Here is an 18,983-nt window from a genome sequence, read left to right as displayed (position 1 = left end):
TTCATCTGATTTCAATTCCTTCCATTGCTTCTTCCTCACTTTTTTCTCTGATGCCAAATGTGCTAAATTGTAAAGAAAAAGAGAGAAACCTGCCGCCGTTTGCTTCTTCAATGCGGCCATTTTTTCCAGTTCCGTTTAGCTTGAAGCCATGATCCAGAGTAATGATCCACCTCTGTTCCATCAGGATGTCAAGAACCCGGTATATCTCCCTAGACGGCTGCTCGCTTCCTCCAGGAAAATACCTGATATATAGAAAACTGCTTCGATAAACCCCCGCTAACGTCGTATTTTTTTCAGACGTTTCTAAGAAACCCGTGTAAAAACAGGGGGATGAAAGCTCCTGAGCAGCCGCTTCCGTATAAATGTAATACCCCTGTTCCGGCGGAAACAGAATTGAAAGTTGTTCTGCCACCTTATCCACAATTTCGTTGTACATGAAATCTCCCTCCACATTTTACTACAGCCTTTCCCGCCTGTTTCGGTAGCTTTCCAGCCATTCCAGATGCTCCCGTTGTCTCGCTTCCCAGTCTATCTCATAGAGCGCCGCACGTTCTGTTGAGCTCGTCCATGTGGTTTGAAAACGTGCAGATCCATTACCGGAAAGTGCCATACCGTAGATTTCCAAAAAGGGCAGCAGTCTGGCAGCATATTGTGGCTTGCCAAGCTCCTGTAAAGCCTTTCTTTCTATACGGCTGACAGCTTCTCTGGTTATGCCGTAATCAGCTCCTATAGACTCAAGGGAACGCCGCCCCTGATATCTTTTTCGAATCACTTCCGGCTGACTGCCGTCTAAGCGGTCTACACATCCCCATAGAACAGTGCTGATCTGTTCACGTTCCAGCCGGTCCAAAACGTCGTTTTCTAAATCGGCAGGGTCTGCCACAGCTTCGGCTATGGTAGTACCGTCCTCTTCCAGACCATGGATCGGGCTGTCTAAACTCCCCAGTTTTATCAAACATGCATTTTTCTTTATATCTTCCACCTGGTCTGTGTTTAAACCCAAATAAGCGGCTGTCTCCCATTCTAACGGGTTTCTGCCCTCTCGTACAGCAAAATCAGTGCAGAATTTTTCATACTGCCGGACCTTTTCCTGACAATTCACCGGCAGCCTGAGACAGCTTCCGTTCGTCTGAAGATACCGTTTCATATACAGACGAATCCAATACTCCGCGTAGGTAAGGAATTTCACCTTCTGATCCGGATCGTAACCTGCAATAGCCGGATAGAGAGCTAAATACCCCTCCTGCTCTAAATCATCAACCTCACCGCTGCCACGATACTTCCAGGCCATAGCGTGAATAAAGCTGCGTACCTGGCTGTAAAGCGTTTCCATATTGTCATCTGCATTCTCTCCGGCCTTGATTCTAATTACAAGCTGTTCATTGGTCATGATACTGTTCCTCCCTATTTCATAATCATTCAGCCCCCTTCCATATGCAGCGCCCTGCCCGTTACCCAGTACAGCGTCGCACTAGTATAATCATCCAACAGAACATCTGTTCTCAGATCTCCCAGTTCATACTATAGCATTTCTGTTTGGGACATGCGGGACATTGGGGACAAACCTTAATTACTATCCATAAATCTCTGAAACTCTTTTTTTACACTCTCTGCTGTAGCGTTTCGCCCGATCCGGACGGCCACCTCTCTCCATGTCATCTCTTTAAATATTTTGTATCTGACGATCCGCTGCATACGCGAAGGTATCTTATTCATCCAGGCTTCCACTTCAATCATAGTTCTCACTGCCCCTGCCTTACGTTCTTCTAAAATCTTTTCTTCTGTGTCCAGATTCACTAAATTCTGCAGTGGTTCCTTTACCAAATCTGAAATAACAGACTCCCGGCGTCTCCTGGCCTTTTGTATCTCCTCTTCCGTTTCTCTTAAAAGTTCGCAGGCATCCACATAATCAATTAACATATTCTTATTCAATATTTTCCTCCTTCCAGTTAAAGCACTTTTGTCTTCAGGTCTCTCTACTTCTCACTATTAAACGCTTTTTCTTTCTCCCTGATTAATTTTCATTATGCTTGACAGATATATCCTACAGGTGTATATTAATTTTATCGAACGTATGTTCTATTTTTTATAAGAATTTTGCTATCATTCTTATTTTTTTTAAATAATAACGCAATTTTATTACATTTCCCGTTAACGGTATGTTTATTTAGACTATATATCCGTTAACGGAAAATGTCAATACTTTTCCTTTGTATTTTTACCGTTAACTATAGAGTTCTGTTTGACTTTCTCACTTTATGGCGGTAAGATATTTTTATAAGGAGGTATTATTAAGATGGGGCTCGAAAAAATTGCGGAATATAAGAAAAAACTTAATATGACAACATTTGAACTTTCTTACCGTTCTGGTGTACCTTTAGGCACTTTAAATAAAATACTAAGTGGTGCAACGAAGGACCCAAAACTGGAGACATTAAAAGCCATTGCCAGGGTACTTGGATTATCTCTGGATGACTTTGATGATACTAACAAATCAGACAAATTAAACATCGACATAAACGCAGTTCCAACTTATGATGATGTTATTACTGTCTACACCCGCAGCCGGAAAAATTTATCTCAGGAAGAAAAGATGAGACTCGCTCGAATAATACTATCATCAGACGAAGACGGGGAGTAATAATGGATTATGTAAAACTGTATGAAATTATCTTTAAAATCTATACAGATTGCGGAGTTACCGCTTTTCCTATTGATTGTTTTGATATTGTCCGCAGACGCGGCTACCAAATTAAAAAGTATTCTGAACTTGCTCAAAAAAAACGAGAAGCCTGCTTATGTTTAAGCCCCGACTCCTGTATTGTAAAAGATACCTTATATTATCAGGACCAGAACACAGCTGAGCGTATCCGTTTTTCTATCATGCATGAGTTGGGACACGTTTTTCTTCAAACATCGGTTGAGGAGATGGCGGATACCTTCTCAAGCCATATCCTGGCGCCACGTATTGCGATCCATAAAAGCAGATGTCATACTGCCCAACAGATTCATGACACTTTTGCTCTTTCTTATACCGCTTCTAACAAAGCATTACTAGATTATAAAGTGTGGTATGAGAATATTGCCCATACCACACGTATGCCATCGCCCCCCGAAAAACAGTTGGAATTATTGCTCTTTTCCGAAAAAAACAATACACCGGCAGCCGAAGATCCCTTTACCGACGATAATATAATTTATACACCTGATCCCATAACAATATATCAGGATATTCAGCGTGCTTTAATGGCGGGTTTACCTTTGACGGAAGAATATAAACGTTTGTTAAATCAGTATCGCAATATGAAGTAGTTATAACCCCTTGAACTGATTTTCCAATTACAGCCATAGAATCACAGTATCCCCTCTTTAATCTCAAACATATCGGCGAGCAGCAGCCAGTTTGCCCGGAAATAGTTCATGATCTGCCAGTAGCCGACGCCTGATAAGTCCAATTCTTTTATCAGATCAAACTTGGCCTTCAGGCTTCGAACGTCTTCAAACCATACCTCATGCTGAACGCCAGACTGCCAGTACCGGAAATACGGCGTCATTGCCGTCTCATCAAACTGGATGGGAACGCCGTGATCGATGGCGATTCCGATAGCCTGAAGGTTATTGATTGTCTCCGCCTTTGTCACCCCCTGCTCGTAGGGAAGCGGCCAGTCATAGCCGTAGTTGGGGATTCCCAGACTGATCTTTTCCGCCGGTATTTCCGTCAGGGCGTACTCTGCCACGCGTCTGACCATATTGATCGGAGCCACGGCCATGGGCGGGCCATATGTGTATCCCCATTCATACGTCATCAGCAGAACCCGGTTGGCCGCCTCTCCGAGCAGGCGGTAATCGATTCCTTCGTAGAGCAGCCCTCTCTGGTCTCTGGCCGTCTTGGGAGCCAGTGCAACGCTCACCTGATAGCCGAACAGATTCATCACCTGTCTCACCAGCTTTACAAATTCTGCATATTTTACCCGGTCCTCCGCCAGCACGTATTCAAAATCTATATCAACTCCGCCGTAGCCTTTCTGCGTCATCGTACGCCCCAGCTCCCAGATAAGATTTTTCTGAACATCGGGGTTATTTACCAGTGCTGTCACAAGATTATTGTTGAATTTTCCGTCCTCACCCAGAGGCGTCAGCGTCAGGACGGGCCGCACGCCGTTTGCCGACGCCACATTTACCATCCAGCTGTCGTCAGCCATGGGCGGAATCAGGTCCCCATCCGTCGTAAATCCATAGGAGAAGACAGATAGATCCGTCAGATAAGGAAGCGTCCAGTCCAAAGTATCCGGGTTAATAAATGGATACGCGTAGCCGTTTACGTGCAGAGGGCTCTTCATTTTTCCGTTTCTTTCATTATCTAGTAAAAGCGCCTGACCCACGGCCAGGCGATATGGATATGCAATCTGATTGTCCCACAGAAGCGTACTCACGGGAATTCCGGCTTCTGCGGCTATGGAATCTACATTATCTCCGCTTTTTACAACATATATCTGCATGTCAGCATCCTTTTATCTGTATTACTACAATATATGCCGCAGAGAGGAAACACGTTATCCTGTGATCCCGTTGTTTTTATTTAACAAAAAAGCTGCCGTTCCACAGACGATCCCCCGTCCGCTTTTGCAGCAGCTTTCAAGCTATATACATTACTTTTTATATTTGTTACTTATGCCATTTCGTTCTATAAACACTTCCCTCTGCCGAACTCCGGTAGGCTGCCCGTATAATCTGAAGCGTATGCTCGGAATCCTCCAGTGTCGACAACGGTTTTCCCGTACCATCCAGGCAGTCCAGAAATGCCTGCGCCTGATTAACAAATGTCTGGTCGTACGGCTCTGCGTCACAGAGTCTTTCCCCATTTACATAGAGTGCATCCGTCAAGTGCATCTCCCCATCGGTCCCCAGAATTCGTATCCCGTTTAACTGGTCTGCCGCTTCAGATGCCCAACTCTCCGTGATGACGCAGAGCGAGCCATCCGTCATCTGCATATTGAGCTGAGCGGTATCTTCGCCATCCAGATCCAGCAAACGCAGATTAGCCGTAAACGCCTGAAGCCGCGCCGGCACGCCCAGAAGATACAGCATCTGGTAAATCAGGTGGTGTCCGCTGTCGATTAACGCACCTCCGCAGGACAGCTCCTTCTGCCTTCTCCAGTTCTCTGTTCCCGAGGTATCCAGAAGCTGCGCCGAGAAGAAAGAGGATTGGAGTATTGTTCCCAACGCCTTCTCGTCAAGCAGCTTTTTCATCTGCGATAGGGGCCTCCGGTACATAAAATTATGTCCTGGAAAAAGCATGACCCGGTTCTGTTCGATGGCTCGCCTGACTCGTTGATACTGTTCAGTCTCCCCTACCACGGGCTTTTCCACCAGCATGGAGACCCCGGCGCCAGCGGCTTTTAATATTTCCTGATAGTGGCAGGCAGTCACGCTGCAGAGAACCACCGCATCCAGTTCTCCCTTTTCTAGCATTTCATCCATACTGGCAAACGGGATAATCTGGTGTTCCTCACAGATGGCATGCAGTTTTTCCATATTGGAATAGGTACACATGCCCACAATCTCCGCTTTCTTCTGCGCCTTGAACGCAGCCAAATGTTTCATCGCAATAAACCCGGTACCTACGATCCCTATTCGTTTTCCCATCTATGGTTACTCTCCTGTATCTAATATTAACAGCACTCCGTCATATCCGGGGACCTCCAGGCTCCACTCCTTCCCTGTCCGTCCCCTGGCAAAGAGAGGTCTGCTCTCCGGTGTCTGGTTTACAGCTGCCATAACCGGTCCGTTCTCCGTCTGGAGCAGTCTGACGATCAGCTCCGGTGCCTCCAGTACGGATAACAGAGAATAGCCTTCCGCTTTGAACTGCTTTTGTATAAATTCAGCCGCTGCGCGGCTCCCCGCATCCTTTACTGCTGCCCCTGGAAATGTTCCGGTCCACCGAATTTCCCCTTTTCCATATTCCACCTCAGCCACAGCAGGAGTTCCGTCTTCAAACCAGCCGGTCACTTTCCCCCTGGCTGCCTTCATCGTCTGCCTGTAATACAGGCCTTCACACAGGACAGCGCCCTCTTTATCCATCACCGGAATCTCTCCATCTCCAGCGTACAGAGATATCTCCTCCGCCCCAAAAGCGGCTTCCAGCATGGGACACGGAGAGTTTGAGCCACCCACAGATATTTCCCCCATCTCAGAATAGAGGCCTGCGGCCGCCTCCAGAACCACCCGGCCGCCCATTCCGGCAAACTTAAGTATTCTGCTCTGCTCTTCGTCAGACAGGGAAAGCGCCATGGGAACATACAGAACCCGCAGGCCCTCTTCCCACGCGGATTCCATATAGTCGCCATGGACAAATCTCACAGGTATTCCCCCTTCGGCGCAGGACTTAAAGACACCATAGATACTGTGTGCATATTTCTCTTCCTGGGCGCCTGCTGCAAAGAGCAGTAAGTCCGCATTTCTGGAGAGGTAGATGCCGTTTATGGCCGGAACCGGCCTGCTTCGGTCCAGCTCATACGCTTCGAAGAGCTTGGCGCAGCGGCCCGCTTCCAGACTTCTCTCCGTGTTTTCTCCGTTAAAGCCTGTCAGGCCAAATCCGGGAGATTCCATTCCCGCAGGCTCCGGAGCGTACTGCCAGTACACTACGCCTTTCCCCCCAGCCGCGATAGTATTCCAGTTCCAGATACGGATATCCTCTCTCTTCGGAACCTTATGAGCCAGAAATCCCGGTACGCCGGCCCCGCCCTGAAGCTCTGCCTGGTAGAAATCCTTTTCCCGGGAGGCCGCGCAAATTATTTCTGACTGAAGCAGATGAGAAAGATCGTAGTCTCGCTTCGTCTCTCCCATCAGCCACTTCGGAAAGCTGGACAGCCCGAACACGTCCACCTCGCGGGCGAGCAGGAATTCATCGGACAGTTCTATCCCCAGCGCGCCGTTACTGGAAGCCCCCATATAATCCGCGCTGGCACTGTGGGTCTGAATCAGCTTGCCTGGTGCGCCGCGTCTCGCCGCTTCCACACGCCGTTTCAGCCATTCGGCCAGATTGTATAACCAGAACCGCCTCCAGTCCATCATATCCGTATATGTTCCGAACCGCGGCGGAGGAACAATCTCCTCCCAGTCGGAATACCGACGAAACCATGCCTCATTTAGACGCTCCAGCGATCCATACCTGACCTTCAGCCAGTCCCGGAACGCCCGTTTCGACGCTCTGCAGGCACAGAGAAGCTCACTCTTATAATCGAACATCGGCTCCAGGTGCGGTTCATTCCACACATCAAGGATGATCACACTGCTGTTGTCACGGTAATGCTCCGCAGTACGGAAGATGAAATTACACACCAGATCCGAAACTTCCGGATTATCCATACAGAGTCCCGGCCATCCCCCTGTCGGAAGGTTCGCAGGGCCGCGCATGGTAATTTTCTTTCCTTCCACAGTCTCGTACAGACAGTCCGGGTGTGCCTCATACAGCCAGTACGGCGCCCCTTCCGGTATCGTATTAATAATCACCTTCAGACCGTTCTTTCCGGCAAGCTCTGTCAGCCTGTCCAGATCATCAAACACAAAATGATCCGGTTTCCGCTCAATATCGTTCCATACCGCCCAAAGCTTTACCACATGAAATCCCAGCTGCTTCATATTTAAAAAATCGCGCTCCCAACACGTCCGGTCCGGGAATGGCGGCCTGTAATACTGCGCTCCAAAATACACGTCCTATACCTCCATCGTTCATTCTTTCTTTGTTGTAATATCAGATATTTTATATTTATCCCTTGACCGCACCGGCTGTCAGCCCGCTGACGAGATACTTCTGAAGGAAGAAGCCCGCGATAATAATCGGTACCATGACAATGGTAGCCGCCGCGCTGGACTGTCCCCAGTCTACCGAAATCGCCCCTACGAACCTGGATACACCGACCGTAAGCGTATACGTGTGGAGATTTGTGTACTGCATGGAAAACAGCAGTTCGTTCCAGGAATACTGCATGACCAGTAAAAGTGCGGATCCGATCGCCGGTGAGAGAAGCGGAAATACAATCTTCCAGAATACCTGCATTCTCGTACAGCCGTCCAGCTTTCCCGCCTCAAATAAGTCTCCCGGAATATCCCGGATAAATCCGAGCACCAGCCAGGCCACAAACGGCGCGTTTACCGACACATGGGCCAGTATGGGCCCTACATAAGTCCCCAGAAGATGCACCTTGTCCAGAATAATATAGAGAGGAATCATTATGGTGATCGTCGGCACCAGCTTGGAAAACAGCAGAAACGTGGAAATGCGGTTCCCCCAGTTGGATTTCATGATTGCCAGCCCATATGCCGCGAGGCTTCCCAGCACAATACTGATAACCGTTGTCGACATGGCAATGATAAACGAGTTGCCAAAATACGACAGGAAGTTCCCCTGCTTAAGGATCTTCACATAATGCTGAAGGGTCGGGGGAAAGAAAAACTGCGGCGGCATTTTCCTGATCAACAGCGTTGGCTTAAAGGAATTGCTCACTATCATATAGATCGGGAAGACTACCGTAAGCACCACAAGCAGGCCAAACAGTACTTTTCCGCATACAATCGCTGATTTTTTCATTACTGCTGTCCCTCCTTATGCGCTTTTGCATTATAACGGATAAAGATAATGCCAAATACCAGAAAAGAAAGAATCATGCTGGCATTGGATATCGTCATCGCGTATCCCATATCAAAGGTATCAAACCCAATCTTATACGCATAGAGGCTGAGCGACATGGTGGAGTTATTCGGACCGCCGCCGGTCAATGCATAGATGATATCAAACACCTTGATGGCATCCACTCCGTTAAACAGGAGGATGACCATATAAACCGGAATCAGGCCCGGAAGGGATATATGAAAAAATTTTTGAATAAATCCGGCTCCGTCCATTTCCGCCGCCTCATAATACTCACCCGGTATGCTGAGCAGACCGGAGCTGAGCACCACGATAACAAAGGGAATGACCTGCCAGCAGTGCGCAATAACCGCGCAAAGCATGGCTGTGGATGTTCCCGCAAGACCCGGGAACTGTTTGGAAGTGATTCCAAACAGCCCCAGAACCCAGTAGATGAGTCCGCCGTTGATATTAAACATGTATTTCCAGATCAGACCGATGATAATGGGCGAGACCAGGAGCGGCATGGTGCAGATGGGACGGAGAATACTCTTTAACCGGCCCGTAAGGCTCTGAAGCCACACTGCGATCACCGTACCGAGTATTAAATCCCCGGCAATGGCGGCGGCTGTGAAATACAGCGTATTCCCGACCGCTTTTAAGAAAACCTTGTCTTTAAACAGCCTGACATAATTGCTGATGCTTATGAAATCCTCTTTGAGATCAATACTGCCCATATGATAGTTGTAAAAACTCATGAACACGCCGTACAAAAGAGGAATGAACATCACCACAAACACCACCAGAATACTGGGCAGAAGAAGGAGGACGGGCAGTAAATCCCCTTGTTCCAGTATATTTCTTCTCCGTTTCATTGTTACTTTACCTCCCATCCCCTTTATCACTACCTGCCAAACTGATACTCTTTGCAGGACTCGTTATAAGACTTGATTAACGCAGCCGAATCGGTGTCCGGATCAGTGGCAATCTTTGATAAGACTGCCTGTAAGCCGGTCAGCATGGTGGAGGAATCTCCTGCCGTAGGCAGAATCCTCGCGTGTGCAAGGGCCTCTGTGACTGCAGGCAGATACGGAATTTTTTCCAGTACTTCCTGGTCTTCGGCCAGCTCCGGCAGCGCGGAGATTGATCCGTTTGCCAGAGACGCTGACTTTTCCTGTTCCGGGCTCGTCAGCCATACGGCCGCCTGGAATGCTTCATCCGGATTTTCACTGTTTGCCGCTACAGACCATCCCCAGAAATTGGCGGTTCCCACATAATCCTTGTCTCCGACTCCGGGCATACCGGCGAATTTTACGGTTTCAGCTACTGCCGACTGCTCCGGATCTAAGTATGCAGAGCAGTTACCGGACAGGCTGATGCTGATAGGAGCCACGCCATCCTTCATTGCCTGCCCCACGTCGTCCACGTGCCACGTCGAAGCTCCGTCCATAGCATACTTACAGAGTTCCTGCCAGATGGTAATCGCCTGTGCTGCCTCATCACTTCCCAGGTCAGCCTTGCCATCCTTTATAAACTCTCCGCCGCAGGAGTAGAGAATCGCACCGAATAAATCGACTGCCGCCTGTCCCTGCATGGCCGGGATTGCAATTCCGGTTCCCTCATTTTCCTTAAACCATTTGGCGCATGCAATCAGCTCGTCAAAGGTCTTCGGAACCTCTCCGCCGTACCGCTGCATGGCAGTCTCGTCATATGCCAGGATGGACGTCTGCGTAAATGTCGGAAGCGACATGATTTTTCCATCTACTGTCATAGTGTCCAGGAGGCTCTGGTTATACATGCTTAAATCCACATTATATTTTTCAATGTAGTCATTTAAAGGAAGAAGCCAGCCATTCGATGCGTAATCCGGGCACCATACTTCTGCTACATAGATCAGGTCGTAGTCTCCCCCTCCGCTCTTCTGCATACTGAGCGTTTCCTTTTCCTTTAACTTATCGTACGCCACATCGTCAATCACAATCTCAGAAGCCGTATACCCCTTTACAAGCTCCTTCTGATCATCAGACTGTCCTCCGGACCATCTGGTCGCTACCAGCTCCACATTGGAGGCGGCCTGCGTCGTCTCCTTTCCACTCTGAACGGACTCTGCCTGTTCCTGAGCCTGTTCCTGCGTTGCAGTTGTCTCTTTGTTTTCCATCTTGCCTCCACAGGCCGTAAGACTCAATCCCAGCACCACTGCCATCCCCAAACTCAATACCTTCTTCATATCTGTTGCTCCCTTCCTCGCACATTTTGTGCTATTTGTTTTTAAAATAATTGATAAACGCAGGCAGCCCCAAGCCTTTCAGTGCGGCCAGCCATGCCTTTTTCTCATCTTCTGTCGCGTCAGGCTGTTTACCCAGCCCCTGTACAATGGCGGCCTGTACCGCCTTGGAGGCTCCCATGCCGTGATACGGCATGATTTCAAATGCCTCAATTCCCGGCTGACGGCGGTAGAGCTTCGCCAATTCGCCGAAAAAGGTCTCCGTATCATTTATCCCCGGGATCAGCGGAACCCGGATTACCACATGACACTCCTTTTCAAGAAGAATATCCAGATTTCGGTATATTTCCTCCGCCCTGACACCGGTTAAGTTTGGATACGCCGCCCTCTCCCCTTTCAGATCAAACAGGAATAAGTCCGTGAGAGGAATGACCGTATTTAACAGTTCAGCGGCACAGAAGCCTGATGTCTCCAGACACGTATGAATGCCCTCATCCCTGGCCGCCTGCAACAGTTCCCTCAGAAAATACGGCTGGAATAACGGTTCTCCTCCGGAAATGGTGATTCCGCCAGGTCCCGGTTTCTCATAAAACGTCCTGTCCTTCTTTACTTCGGCGATTACCTCTTCCGCGGTCACAGTTCTGCCGATTTTCTCCAGCGCCCCATAACAGCAGACCTCCGTACATGCGCCGCATCTGGTGCATGCCTCTCGCTCAAACCGATGCATTCCTGTTACAATCCGGTGCGCCTTCTGAGGACAGACCTCCGCGCACGCGCCGCATCCCGAGCATTTGCTTTCATTGTATGAGATGGTATCCCTTTTCTCGTAGGATTCCGGGTTATGACACCAGATACAGCGAAGCGGGCAGCCCTTTAAAAACACAGTGGTACGAATTCCAGGACCGTCATCCAGGCAGAAATGCTGCAAATCAAATATTTTCCCCATTTTTTTCTCAATAGCTGGCCCGTTCATAGATCTCCTTCTGAACATCCTTTTCCAGCATGACGAATCTGGCCGAAAAACCGCCTACCCTCACGATCAGATCGCCGTACTCCTCGGGGCGTTCCATCGCATTTTTCAAATCATCCTTTCCTATTACGGTAATCATCGCCTGGCATCCGCCTCTGTCAAAGTAATCTTTCATGGCGGCAATCACCTTATCCTCTGATCGCTCCAACAGCTCCTTCGTGAAGCGGAAATTCTGTACCATCCCGGCGTGATTTATGTGAGAGGGCTTCAGCAGGCTGTTAATCATGGAGGTCAATCCCTTCGTCTCTACCACCGATTCCGGGTTATTGGCGTTGGCTGTCGCGCACCCGGACTTTCTGCCGTTTGGTGTAGCTCCCACCCATCTCGCCAGCGTAGTATTCTGTGCATTATTTATGTAAACTGGCAAGTAACTCTTTAATCCGACCCGGTCTGCCTGAGCCTTTGCCGTCTCATTAAAAAAGTCCTGCAATTCTACGAAAAATGCATCCGCTTCCTCATGATCCACGCCGTATTTCGGAGCTTCCAGCATCATTTTTCTGGCAGCCGGATAGTCAGAAAAGTTATCGGCAAGCGCCTCCATCATCTCTTCCGCTGTCATCCGTTTTTCATCGAAGATCAGTTTTTTAACCGCACACAGACTGTCTGCCGCATCGACCGCGCCATAGAACTCCAGCGTTCCCGCCAGGTACTCGCAGCCTCCCTCAAAAAGGGCTTTTCCCTTTTGGATACAGCCGTCATAAAGAACGGATGCCATCAGAAATGGGTGCCTGGCGCCGGTAATCTCATATTCATACGCCTCAAACTCTGCCTGAGCCTCTATATAATATTTCGCATGTTCCTGATAGTAACGGTAAAACTCCTCGAAACTCCCGCATTCGGAAAGCTTCGGCGTCCTGGGACCGATTGTCCAGCCCCCCACCGGGTCCCATCCTCCGTTTACGGCCAGTTCCATGATTTTTGCAGCGTTGAGAGATCCGCTCGGCGTTGCCACACTGTAGTGCTCAAACTCATATTCTCCGCATCCAAGCATGATATAGTGTTCGGCCATCTCCCTCGACACACCGTACGTACTCATAACTCCCGGCACGATCACGTCGTCATTATAGAGAAGCGGGTATGTTCTTCCCTCCTCAATACAGCGAATCGCGGCCTTCATCACCGATTCGGGCGTGTCTTTATGAAACCGGAGTGTGAACTGCGGAAGAACCTCTTTTACGGTCCTGCACGCCTCAATAGCCAGCAGGCTGTAACGGTCCCCCGTCTCCGGATTGCGCCGGCCATATCCGCCTACGATCACGCGGCCGTCTGTCTCACAATCCAGATGGTCAACCAGCTGAAAGAAGTTTTGGGTAATCTTAAGTGCTTCCTCCTCGGTCAGAATCCCATTGTCTATGTCATGGCAGTAAAGGTCACCAAAGAACACATCACATCTTCCAATATCAATGATAGGCGTCATAAGGCAGTACATCCATACCAGCTGGACCGCCTCCAGATAGGACTCCGGCTTCCTTCGCTGATTCTGGAAGAGCGCCTCCTTAAGCTTCAGCAGCTCTTCTTTCCGTTTTCCCTCTGCTCTTTCGGCCATTTCACCGGCCTGCTCCTCGTAGTAATTAAGCATCTCTTTCAGGAGATCAAACATCTCGATAGAAGCCGCCAGAAACTGAATCTGTTCTTCCTCCAGTCCGCTCCTCTCCATTGATGCCGACAGTTCCTCCACCATCCCCGGAATTCCCTTAAGCACCAGCTTGTCAAAATCCAGGTAACAGCCCGCCATTCGGAGAATTGGGCAGGCCGGCATGGGAAGCTTATCCCACTGGTCAGATATCAGAGCCTTTTTTAAGTGTTCCGGCATGTGCTCCATCACATAGCGGTCCGTGTTTTCCTTTTTCCAGAATACCAGCATATCATTTAAGTCTTCACGATATTTCAGGCTTCCGGCTCCGTTCTCCAGCTCCTTTACCACCTCGTCCTCGTGGATATAGAATCCGAAGCCCCCGGTCTGATGCTGGATTCCGAATCCTACCGGTCCGAATTCATGGCGCCCCGCCAGAACATCCTGCTCCTCAATCGGGTGGAGGATGGCTGGATACATGGCCTTCATACACTCTGCTTCAATCTTATATTTATTCCCCCGCCACTGCTTCAGGATCCTTCGGTACGCCTTCGTAAATGCAATTTCCACTTCCAGATTTGTTCTGGGGCTGGCCACCTTAAAATGATTCATAACTGCCTCCTTCATTGTAATAAATTATCCATTTTCTTCCATCTCTTGTTTTTTGAGCGCACTTGACAGACCGTGTATTTCCCTCCGGTATTCTTAGAAAGAAACGCACTTTTTATAGACATTTTATTTATTTCCCTTGTTTTCAAGTAATTTTGATAGCATAAATGTACCATAAAAAAAGGGCGCTGTCTTGTCTTGCCTTTCCCTATTTATTGTGCTATATTGACATATATAGAAACCGTAAGAATGACCTCCCCATGACAGAATAAAGAGTGCGCATCCTGCCCGGAGGGCTTTTTATGTAATAGGAGCAATTTCCTGTTACATAAAAAAAGCCCTGCGCATACCGCGAAGGCCTATATCTCATAATGATCTCTTATTATACTGTTTCCAACATCAGAAAACGCAGACTGGTAATCCAGAAGACACGAAAGGAGCCGAGAGATGAAAATTGAATTTTACAGAGAGCAGGACTGGCTCTTCTCAGGCGAAGACGGGATCTGCACAAAAATCGCATTTCAGGATGCCGACACCCGTTCCCATAACCATAATTATTATGAATTCTTCCTGGTAGGCGCGGGAAGCGCCACACATCACATCAATGACAAGAAAAAGATAGTAAACACCGGAGCCTTAGTCTTCATCCGCCCAAAGGACGTACACAGCTTCCAGAATCCGTCTTCCGATTTCTGTTTTTATAATCTGCTCGTTTCCAGAGGCACCATGGACTCGTGTTTTTCTTTTCTTGGTACCGGATGCAACGCGGACCAGCTGATGGAGAACGAGATGCCTCCCTTCCGCCAGCTTCTCCCTGCGGAATTAAACAACTTACTGCCCTCCTTCGAGCAGCTGGCCATTGCGCACGAACTCAACATCGTCCGGTTTAATACCCTTTTGAGGGCCGCCACCGTCAATCTCCTTACCAGCTATTTTCTTTCCTATAACTTAAAGCTGTCCCACGACATTCCGACGTGGCTGGGGCTTCTTGCGCTGGAGATGCAGAAACAGCAGAATTACCAGGAAGGCTTAAACGCCCTCTACCGCATCTCTCAGAAGAGTCCTGAATACCTGTGCCGGGTCTTTAAAAAGCATTTAAATAAGACGCCGACTGAATTTATCAATGACATCCGCATCGCCAATGCAAAACTTGCTCTTGAATATACCAACCGGTCCATTTTACAGATCTGTGAGGAGGTCGGGTTTGACAACACCAGCCACTTCTACCATCTGTTTAAAAAGGATACCGGGTTATCGCCCAAAGCATTCAGGGAGCTGTCCAGTGAAGTCAGTGTGTCCCAGGCTCCCTGACCGCCGCCAGGCATTATTTCCCGCTTTTTTTCTTATGCTTTGCCATAAATTCGTTTCCCGCCAGCCGGATCCCCATTTCCAGCCACATTTTCTTATCATCCGGAGTCAGGCAATCCCCGATCTCTCTCGGATCCATGTCGGCGAAATTAAAATCACAGGACTGTTCCGAACGCTCCATTAAATAATCGGCCGTAACGCCGAAGTAGTCGGCAATCCGGCAAAGCAGCTCCGATGAGATATCTGGAATCGGCTGTGATTCTATCTTACTGACGGTCTGCTGACTGACTCCCAGTAAATCTCCCAATAATGCCTGGGGAATTTTTTTCTGTCTCCTCAAACTATAGATTCTGTTTTTTCCCATTGTATCAATCCTTTTTCTTTTTATTGTAGCGGAAAGACTCCTGCTATATTACTTATATAATTTGTACTTTTCACTTTTTATAAATGTTTTGTCCCTGATTCTTCAGAAAAAAGTAATGTGAATTTTATCCTGCCCGTTGTATAATAATGGAAAAGGAGGTTTTGACATGCAGAGTATATTAGTTTGTGATGATGATAAACAGATTGTGGAAGCCATAGATATCTATTTGACCGGAGAAGGTTTTAATGTGATAAAAGCATATGACGGCTATGAAGCCCTGGATCTGCTGGAGAATAATCAGGTGGATTTAATGATCGTGGATGTGATGATGCCGGGTCTGGACGGAATCAGAACCACGTTAAAGGTTCGGGAGACCAGCAGCATTCCTATTATCATCCTGTCCGCAAAGTCAGAAGACACCGATAAGATTCTGGGACTCAACATCGGCGCGGATGACTACATTACAAAGCCGTTCAATCCCCTGGAGCTGGTCGCAAGAGTCAAATCCCAGCTGCGCCGCTATACCCAGCTGGGCAATATGAACCAGCAGACTGCCGGCCAGGTATATAAATGCGGCGGTCTGGCAATTAATGATGATAACAAGGAAGTTACCGTTGATGGGGAACTCATCAAGCTGACTCCCATTGAATATAACATTCTGCTGCTCCTCGTTAAAAATGCCGGAAAGGTGTTCTCCATTGACGAGATCTATGAGCAGATCTGGAATGAAGAGGCCATCGGTGCGGATAATACTGTAGCCGTTCACATCCGCCATATCCGTGAGAAAATCGAGATCAATCCGCGGGAGCCCCGCTATTTAAAGGTAGTCTGGGGTGTCGGCTACAAGATTGAAAAGCAATAGGAGAGCATATGAAAAGAAAAAAGGAACATGCAGTCCTGCTGCACATTCTTTTTGTCATCCTGGTGGTGACGGGCATCAGCATCATGTACAACAATCCTCACTACGGAGAAGGCATCAGCTGGCTTACCAACGAGACGTATGAGGATACGCCGGAGTTTATCCGGCAGTTCAAGACGGACATTGACGATATTTTCAACTACATCAAATATAAAGAGGTATTTGAATCAAACGGAAAGCTGGCTTATGACAAGCCTGTCGTCCGTGTGACCACCGGTCCCGGGGAAGTAAGAGAATATACCGTTGATGAGATGGTGCGTATGGCCAAGTCCATGGGCTATTATCTGAATGAAAAGTTTAAGGTGGATGGCCGCTACACACCGGAAGAAGGTGAACAGGACATCCGGGTGGACTGGCGTTCCTACGATCCCGACCATCAGGATTCCGAGCCGGGAGAATCTTATACCACCATGGCCGAACTGGCAAAAGAAGTGCTGGCCCATGTAGGGAATTACTATGCGTTTCACTATAAGTTTATTCAGAATCCCAGCAACTTGAAATTCCGGGTATCTTTTAAGGGAGATTCGGAAGCTCCCAAGCTGTATAACAACACCGTGATCGATAATCCGGAGGAGTTAAAGGCGCTGGGCCGTTATATCTACGTAACCGGCGAATCCCTGTATGTCGATACCAATTTGAACACAACACTGAAGACCATATCGGCCCAGCTGGAGAAGTCCAACCCTTACAACAACAGCAATTACTATATGGTTGTGGCTGTAAATACGGCGTATCCCGTCCAGGATTCCTACTCTGAAGCGGCCAAATCCTATGACCATATGCGCCTGCTCTTTATCATCGGCCTTGTGTCCCTGATTATTGGAATTCTGGGATCCGCTGCAAGCCTGTATTTCATGGTGAGTATGACGGGCCATCAGAATTCCGAACACGACGCGGTTGTTCTGGGAAGAATCGACCGGATCGCCACGGAGACCTGCCTGATTCTGTTTGTTGCAGCCGCCATGTGCGCCCTGTTTCTGGGAGAACACGTCGGCTACAAGGTTATCCATTTATTCCTGTCGGAAGACCGCTGGTATTACGGGGAACTGGCTGCGCGCATGGTGATTCTCTATGCGGTCGGCATGGTCGCAGCATTCAGCATGATCCGCCGCTATAAGGCGGGAACGCTCTGGACGGGCAGTCTGACGAGCCGTATCTACGTGAATATCAGTCTCTATATCAAAAACCACCGGTTTACGACCCGGCTGGCTTTAGGCTACAGCTGTTATTTTATTTTTAACTGTGTCATTATCGCGACCGGCGCGTTCGTCTATTTCACCTATGACAGCATGGAATCCCGGATTTTAACGGGCATTCTCGTCCTTGCGCTTCTCTGTATGGACTCATGGGTTTTCCATCAGCTGTATAAGAACGCCTGGGAGACGGACCAGATTAATGAAGCGCTGTTAAAGATCTCCCACGGAGACACCAAATACAAGATCAATGCAGAAGAGTTTGACGGAAAAGAGCGGGAACTGGCTGAGAACATCAACCATATCAGCCGGGGACTGGATACTGCGCTGCAGGAAAAGGTACGCAGTGAACGCCTGAAGGCGGACCTCATAACCAATGTCTCCCACGACATTAAGACGCCGCTTACGTCCATTATCAACTATGTAGATTTAATCAAACGGGAACACCTTCAGGACCCGAAGATTCAGGGTTATTTAGAGGTTCTGGAACAGAAGTCCCAGAGGCTTAAGACTCTGACCGAGGATCTTGTCGAAGCCTCCAAGGCCAGTTCCGGGAATTTAAAGATCGAGCTGACCAATATCGACTTTGTTGAGCTGATCTATCAGACCAACGGGGAATTTGAAGAAAAATTCCTGGTCCGCCATCTGGAACTGGTATCCAGCTTCCCCGAGGAAACCGTTATTATTCAGGCCGACGGCCGCCATCTGTGGCGTGTCCTGGAAAACCTTTATAACAATGCGTTCAAGTATGCGATGGAGCACAGCCGCGTATACGTTGATGTCATCGCAGGGGACAGTCAGGTACTCTTCACCATAAAGAATGTGTCAGAGAATCCTCTGAACATCAAGGGTGATGAACTGACGGAGCGTTTCGTCCGGGGTGACGTGGCTCGAACCACGGAAGGAAGCGGGCTGGGCCTGTCGATCGCCAAGAGCCTTACGGAGCTTCTCGGAGGGAAATTTACTATCTACATCGATGGAGATTTATTTAAAGTGCAGCTGGCATTTCCCCGGCAGAATGGCAAGGGGAATTCATAATAAAGGAATTCATAATAAGGGAATCCACGATAAGGGAATTCGTAATTAAGGAATAAAAAACAGGAATATTCGCTGGCGTCCTATCGAAAGACGGCG

The 18,983-nt window shown here is 48.5% G+C and carries 17 protein-coding genes; 5 read left to right on the top strand and 12 right to left on the bottom strand.

Features of this window, described 5'->3' with window-relative positions:
- Position 1: 1 nt before the first annotated feature.
- The 3 genes from ACLTD4_RS00195 to ACLTD4_RS00185 all read right to left on the bottom strand — a co-directional run bounded on the left by ACLTD4_RS00195 (position 2) and on the right by ACLTD4_RS00185 (position 1,932).
- Positions 2-436, bottom strand: a complete 435-nt coding sequence (locus tag ACLTD4_RS00195; protein WP_117621891.1) for a DUF6838 family protein — start codon at positions 434-436, stop codon at positions 2-4.
- Between the two features lie 21 nt (positions 437-457).
- Positions 458-1,390, bottom strand: coding sequence for a sigma-70 family RNA polymerase sigma factor (locus ACLTD4_RS00190; protein ID WP_117621890.1), 933 nt, complete (start codon positions 1,388-1,390; stop codon positions 458-460).
- 176 nt (positions 1,391-1,566) lie between these two features.
- Complete coding sequence (locus ACLTD4_RS00185) at positions 1,567-1,932, bottom strand: RNA polymerase subunit sigma-70 (protein ID WP_117621889.1); 366 nt, start codon at positions 1,930-1,932, stop codon at positions 1,567-1,569.
- 364 nt (positions 1,933-2,296) lie between these two features.
- On the opposite strand from ACLTD4_RS00185, the gene ACLTD4_RS00180 reads away from it, so the two are divergent.
- Complete coding sequence (locus ACLTD4_RS00180) at positions 2,297-2,641, top strand: helix-turn-helix domain-containing protein (RefSeq protein ID WP_117621888.1); 345 nt, start codon at positions 2,297-2,299, stop codon at positions 2,639-2,641.
- Positions 2,642-2,643: 2 nt separating this feature from the next.
- Positions 2,644-3,312: an ImmA/IrrE family metallo-endopeptidase gene (locus tag ACLTD4_RS00175; RefSeq protein WP_117621887.1), complete on the top strand. Its 669-nt coding sequence runs from the start codon at positions 2,644-2,646 to the stop codon at positions 3,310-3,312.
- A 41-nt stretch (positions 3,313-3,353) separates the two neighbouring features.
- Here the strand turns inward: ACLTD4_RS00175 and ACLTD4_RS00170 are convergent, their stop codons facing one another.
- The 8 genes from ACLTD4_RS00170 to ACLTD4_RS00135 form a co-directional block, all read right to left on the bottom strand.
- On the bottom strand, positions 3,354-4,499 hold the full coding sequence (locus ACLTD4_RS00170; protein WP_117621886.1) for a glycosyl hydrolase family 18 protein: 1,146 nt from the start codon (positions 4,497-4,499) through the stop codon (positions 3,354-3,356).
- 166 nt (positions 4,500-4,665) lie between these two features.
- Positions 4,666-5,646: a Gfo/Idh/MocA family protein gene (locus ACLTD4_RS00165; protein WP_117621885.1), complete on the bottom strand. Its 981-nt coding sequence runs from the start codon at positions 5,644-5,646 to the stop codon at positions 4,666-4,668.
- Between the two features lie 6 nt (positions 5,647-5,652).
- A complete protein-coding gene (locus ACLTD4_RS00160) occupies positions 5,653-7,713 on the bottom strand; it encodes a beta-galactosidase (RefSeq protein ID WP_117621884.1) in 2,061 nt (686 codons plus the stop codon).
- 55 nt (positions 7,714-7,768) lie between these two features.
- Entirely contained in the window at positions 7,769-8,590 is an 822-nt protein-coding gene (locus tag ACLTD4_RS00155) for a carbohydrate ABC transporter permease (protein WP_110322726.1), read from the bottom strand.
- Positions 8,590-9,504, bottom strand: coding sequence for a carbohydrate ABC transporter permease (locus ACLTD4_RS00150; protein WP_025531745.1), 915 nt, complete (start codon positions 9,502-9,504; stop codon positions 8,590-8,592). Before ACLTD4_RS00150 ends, ACLTD4_RS00155 begins: the two co-directional genes overlap by 1 nt.
- Before the next feature lie 29 nt (positions 9,505-9,533).
- Complete coding sequence (locus tag ACLTD4_RS00145; protein ID WP_117621883.1) at positions 9,534-10,856, bottom strand: ABC transporter substrate-binding protein; 1,323 nt, start codon at positions 10,854-10,856, stop codon at positions 9,534-9,536.
- Positions 10,857-10,887: 31 nt separating this feature from the next.
- Positions 10,888-11,826 carry a glycyl-radical enzyme activating protein gene (locus tag ACLTD4_RS00140; RefSeq protein WP_181988639.1) on the bottom strand — a complete coding sequence of 313 codons (939 nt, stop codon included), beginning with the start codon at positions 11,824-11,826 and terminating at the stop codon, positions 10,888-10,890.
- The gene (locus ACLTD4_RS00135) at positions 11,807-14,068 is read right to left on the bottom strand and encodes a pyruvate formate lyase family protein (protein ID WP_117621881.1); all 2,262 of its coding nucleotides are present in this window, start codon (positions 14,066-14,068) and stop codon (positions 11,807-11,809) included. The genes ACLTD4_RS00140 and ACLTD4_RS00135 overlap by 20 nt, the downstream gene beginning before the upstream one ends.
- Positions 14,069-14,512: 444 nt before the next feature.
- On the opposite strand from ACLTD4_RS00135, the gene ACLTD4_RS00130 reads away from it, so the two are divergent.
- On the top strand, positions 14,513-15,376 hold the full coding sequence (locus tag ACLTD4_RS00130) for a helix-turn-helix domain-containing protein (protein WP_055660031.1): 864 nt from the start codon (positions 14,513-14,515) through the stop codon (positions 15,374-15,376).
- Between the two features lie 13 nt (positions 15,377-15,389).
- Here ACLTD4_RS00130 and ACLTD4_RS00125 read toward each other — a convergent pair whose 3' ends face one another.
- Entirely contained in the window at positions 15,390-15,737 is a 348-nt protein-coding gene (locus tag ACLTD4_RS00125; RefSeq protein ID WP_002605316.1) for a helix-turn-helix domain-containing protein, read from the bottom strand.
- A 166-nt stretch (positions 15,738-15,903) separates the two neighbouring features.
- Between ACLTD4_RS00125 and ACLTD4_RS00120 the strand changes: the two genes are divergently transcribed.
- Together ACLTD4_RS00120 and ACLTD4_RS00115 are read left to right on the top strand one after the other, a co-directional pair.
- Positions 15,904-16,599, top strand: coding sequence for a response regulator transcription factor (locus ACLTD4_RS00120; protein ID WP_002605317.1), 696 nt, complete (start codon positions 15,904-15,906; stop codon positions 16,597-16,599).
- Positions 16,600-16,607: 8 nt separating this feature from the next.
- Positions 16,608-18,887 carry a sensor histidine kinase gene (locus ACLTD4_RS00115; RefSeq protein WP_117621880.1) on the top strand — a complete coding sequence of 760 codons (2,280 nt, stop codon included), beginning with the start codon at positions 16,608-16,610 and terminating at the stop codon, positions 18,885-18,887.
- The last annotated feature ends 96 nt before the right edge of the window (positions 18,888-18,983 follow it).

The organism is Hungatella sp. (genome assembly GCF_046966825.1).
Note: the sequence above shows the minus strand (reverse complement) of the source record. Positions and strands in the feature narration are given on the sequence as shown.

Coding starts and splice junctions, on each gene's coding strand:
- ACLTD4_RS00195 (WP_117621891.1), bottom strand. CDS start 436: ATGTACAACGAAATTGTGGATAAGGTGGCAGAACAACTTTCAATTCTG.
- ACLTD4_RS00190 (WP_117621890.1), bottom strand. CDS start 1,390: ATGACCAATGAACAGCTTGTAATTAGAATCAAGGCCGGAGAGAATGCA.
- ACLTD4_RS00180 (WP_117621888.1), top strand. CDS start 2,297: ATGGGGCTCGAAAAAATTGCGGAATATAAGAAAAAACTTAATATGACA.
- ACLTD4_RS00175 (WP_117621887.1), top strand. CDS start 2,644: ATGGATTATGTAAAACTGTATGAAATTATCTTTAAAATCTATACAGAT.
- ACLTD4_RS00170 (WP_117621886.1), bottom strand. CDS start 4,499: ATGCAGATATATGTTGTAAAAAGCGGAGATAATGTAGATTCCATAGCC.
- ACLTD4_RS00165 (WP_117621885.1), bottom strand. CDS start 5,646: ATGGGAAAACGAATAGGGATCGTAGGTACCGGGTTTATTGCGATGAAA.
- ACLTD4_RS00155 (WP_110322726.1), bottom strand. CDS start 8,590: ATGAAAAAATCAGCGATTGTATGCGGAAAAGTACTGTTTGGCCTGCTT.
- ACLTD4_RS00150 (WP_025531745.1), bottom strand. CDS start 9,504: ATGAAACGGAGAAGAAATATACTGGAACAAGGGGATTTACTGCCCGTC.
- ACLTD4_RS00145 (WP_117621883.1), bottom strand. CDS start 10,856: ATGAAGAAGGTATTGAGTTTGGGGATGGCAGTGGTGCTGGGATTGAGT.
- ACLTD4_RS00140 (WP_181988639.1), bottom strand. CDS start 11,826: ATGAACGGGCCAGCTATTGAGAAAAAAATGGGGAAAATATTTGATTTG.
- ACLTD4_RS00135 (WP_117621881.1), bottom strand. CDS start 14,068: ATGAATCATTTTAAGGTGGCCAGCCCCAGAACAAATCTGGAAGTGGAA.
- ACLTD4_RS00130 (WP_055660031.1), top strand. CDS start 14,513: ATGAAAATTGAATTTTACAGAGAGCAGGACTGGCTCTTCTCAGGCGAA.
- ACLTD4_RS00125 (WP_002605316.1), bottom strand. CDS start 15,737: ATGGGAAAAAACAGAATCTATAGTTTGAGGAGACAGAAAAAAATTCCC.
- ACLTD4_RS00120 (WP_002605317.1), top strand. CDS start 15,904: ATGCAGAGTATATTAGTTTGTGATGATGATAAACAGATTGTGGAAGCC.
- ACLTD4_RS00115 (WP_117621880.1), top strand. CDS start 16,608: ATGAAAAGAAAAAAGGAACATGCAGTCCTGCTGCACATTCTTTTTGTC.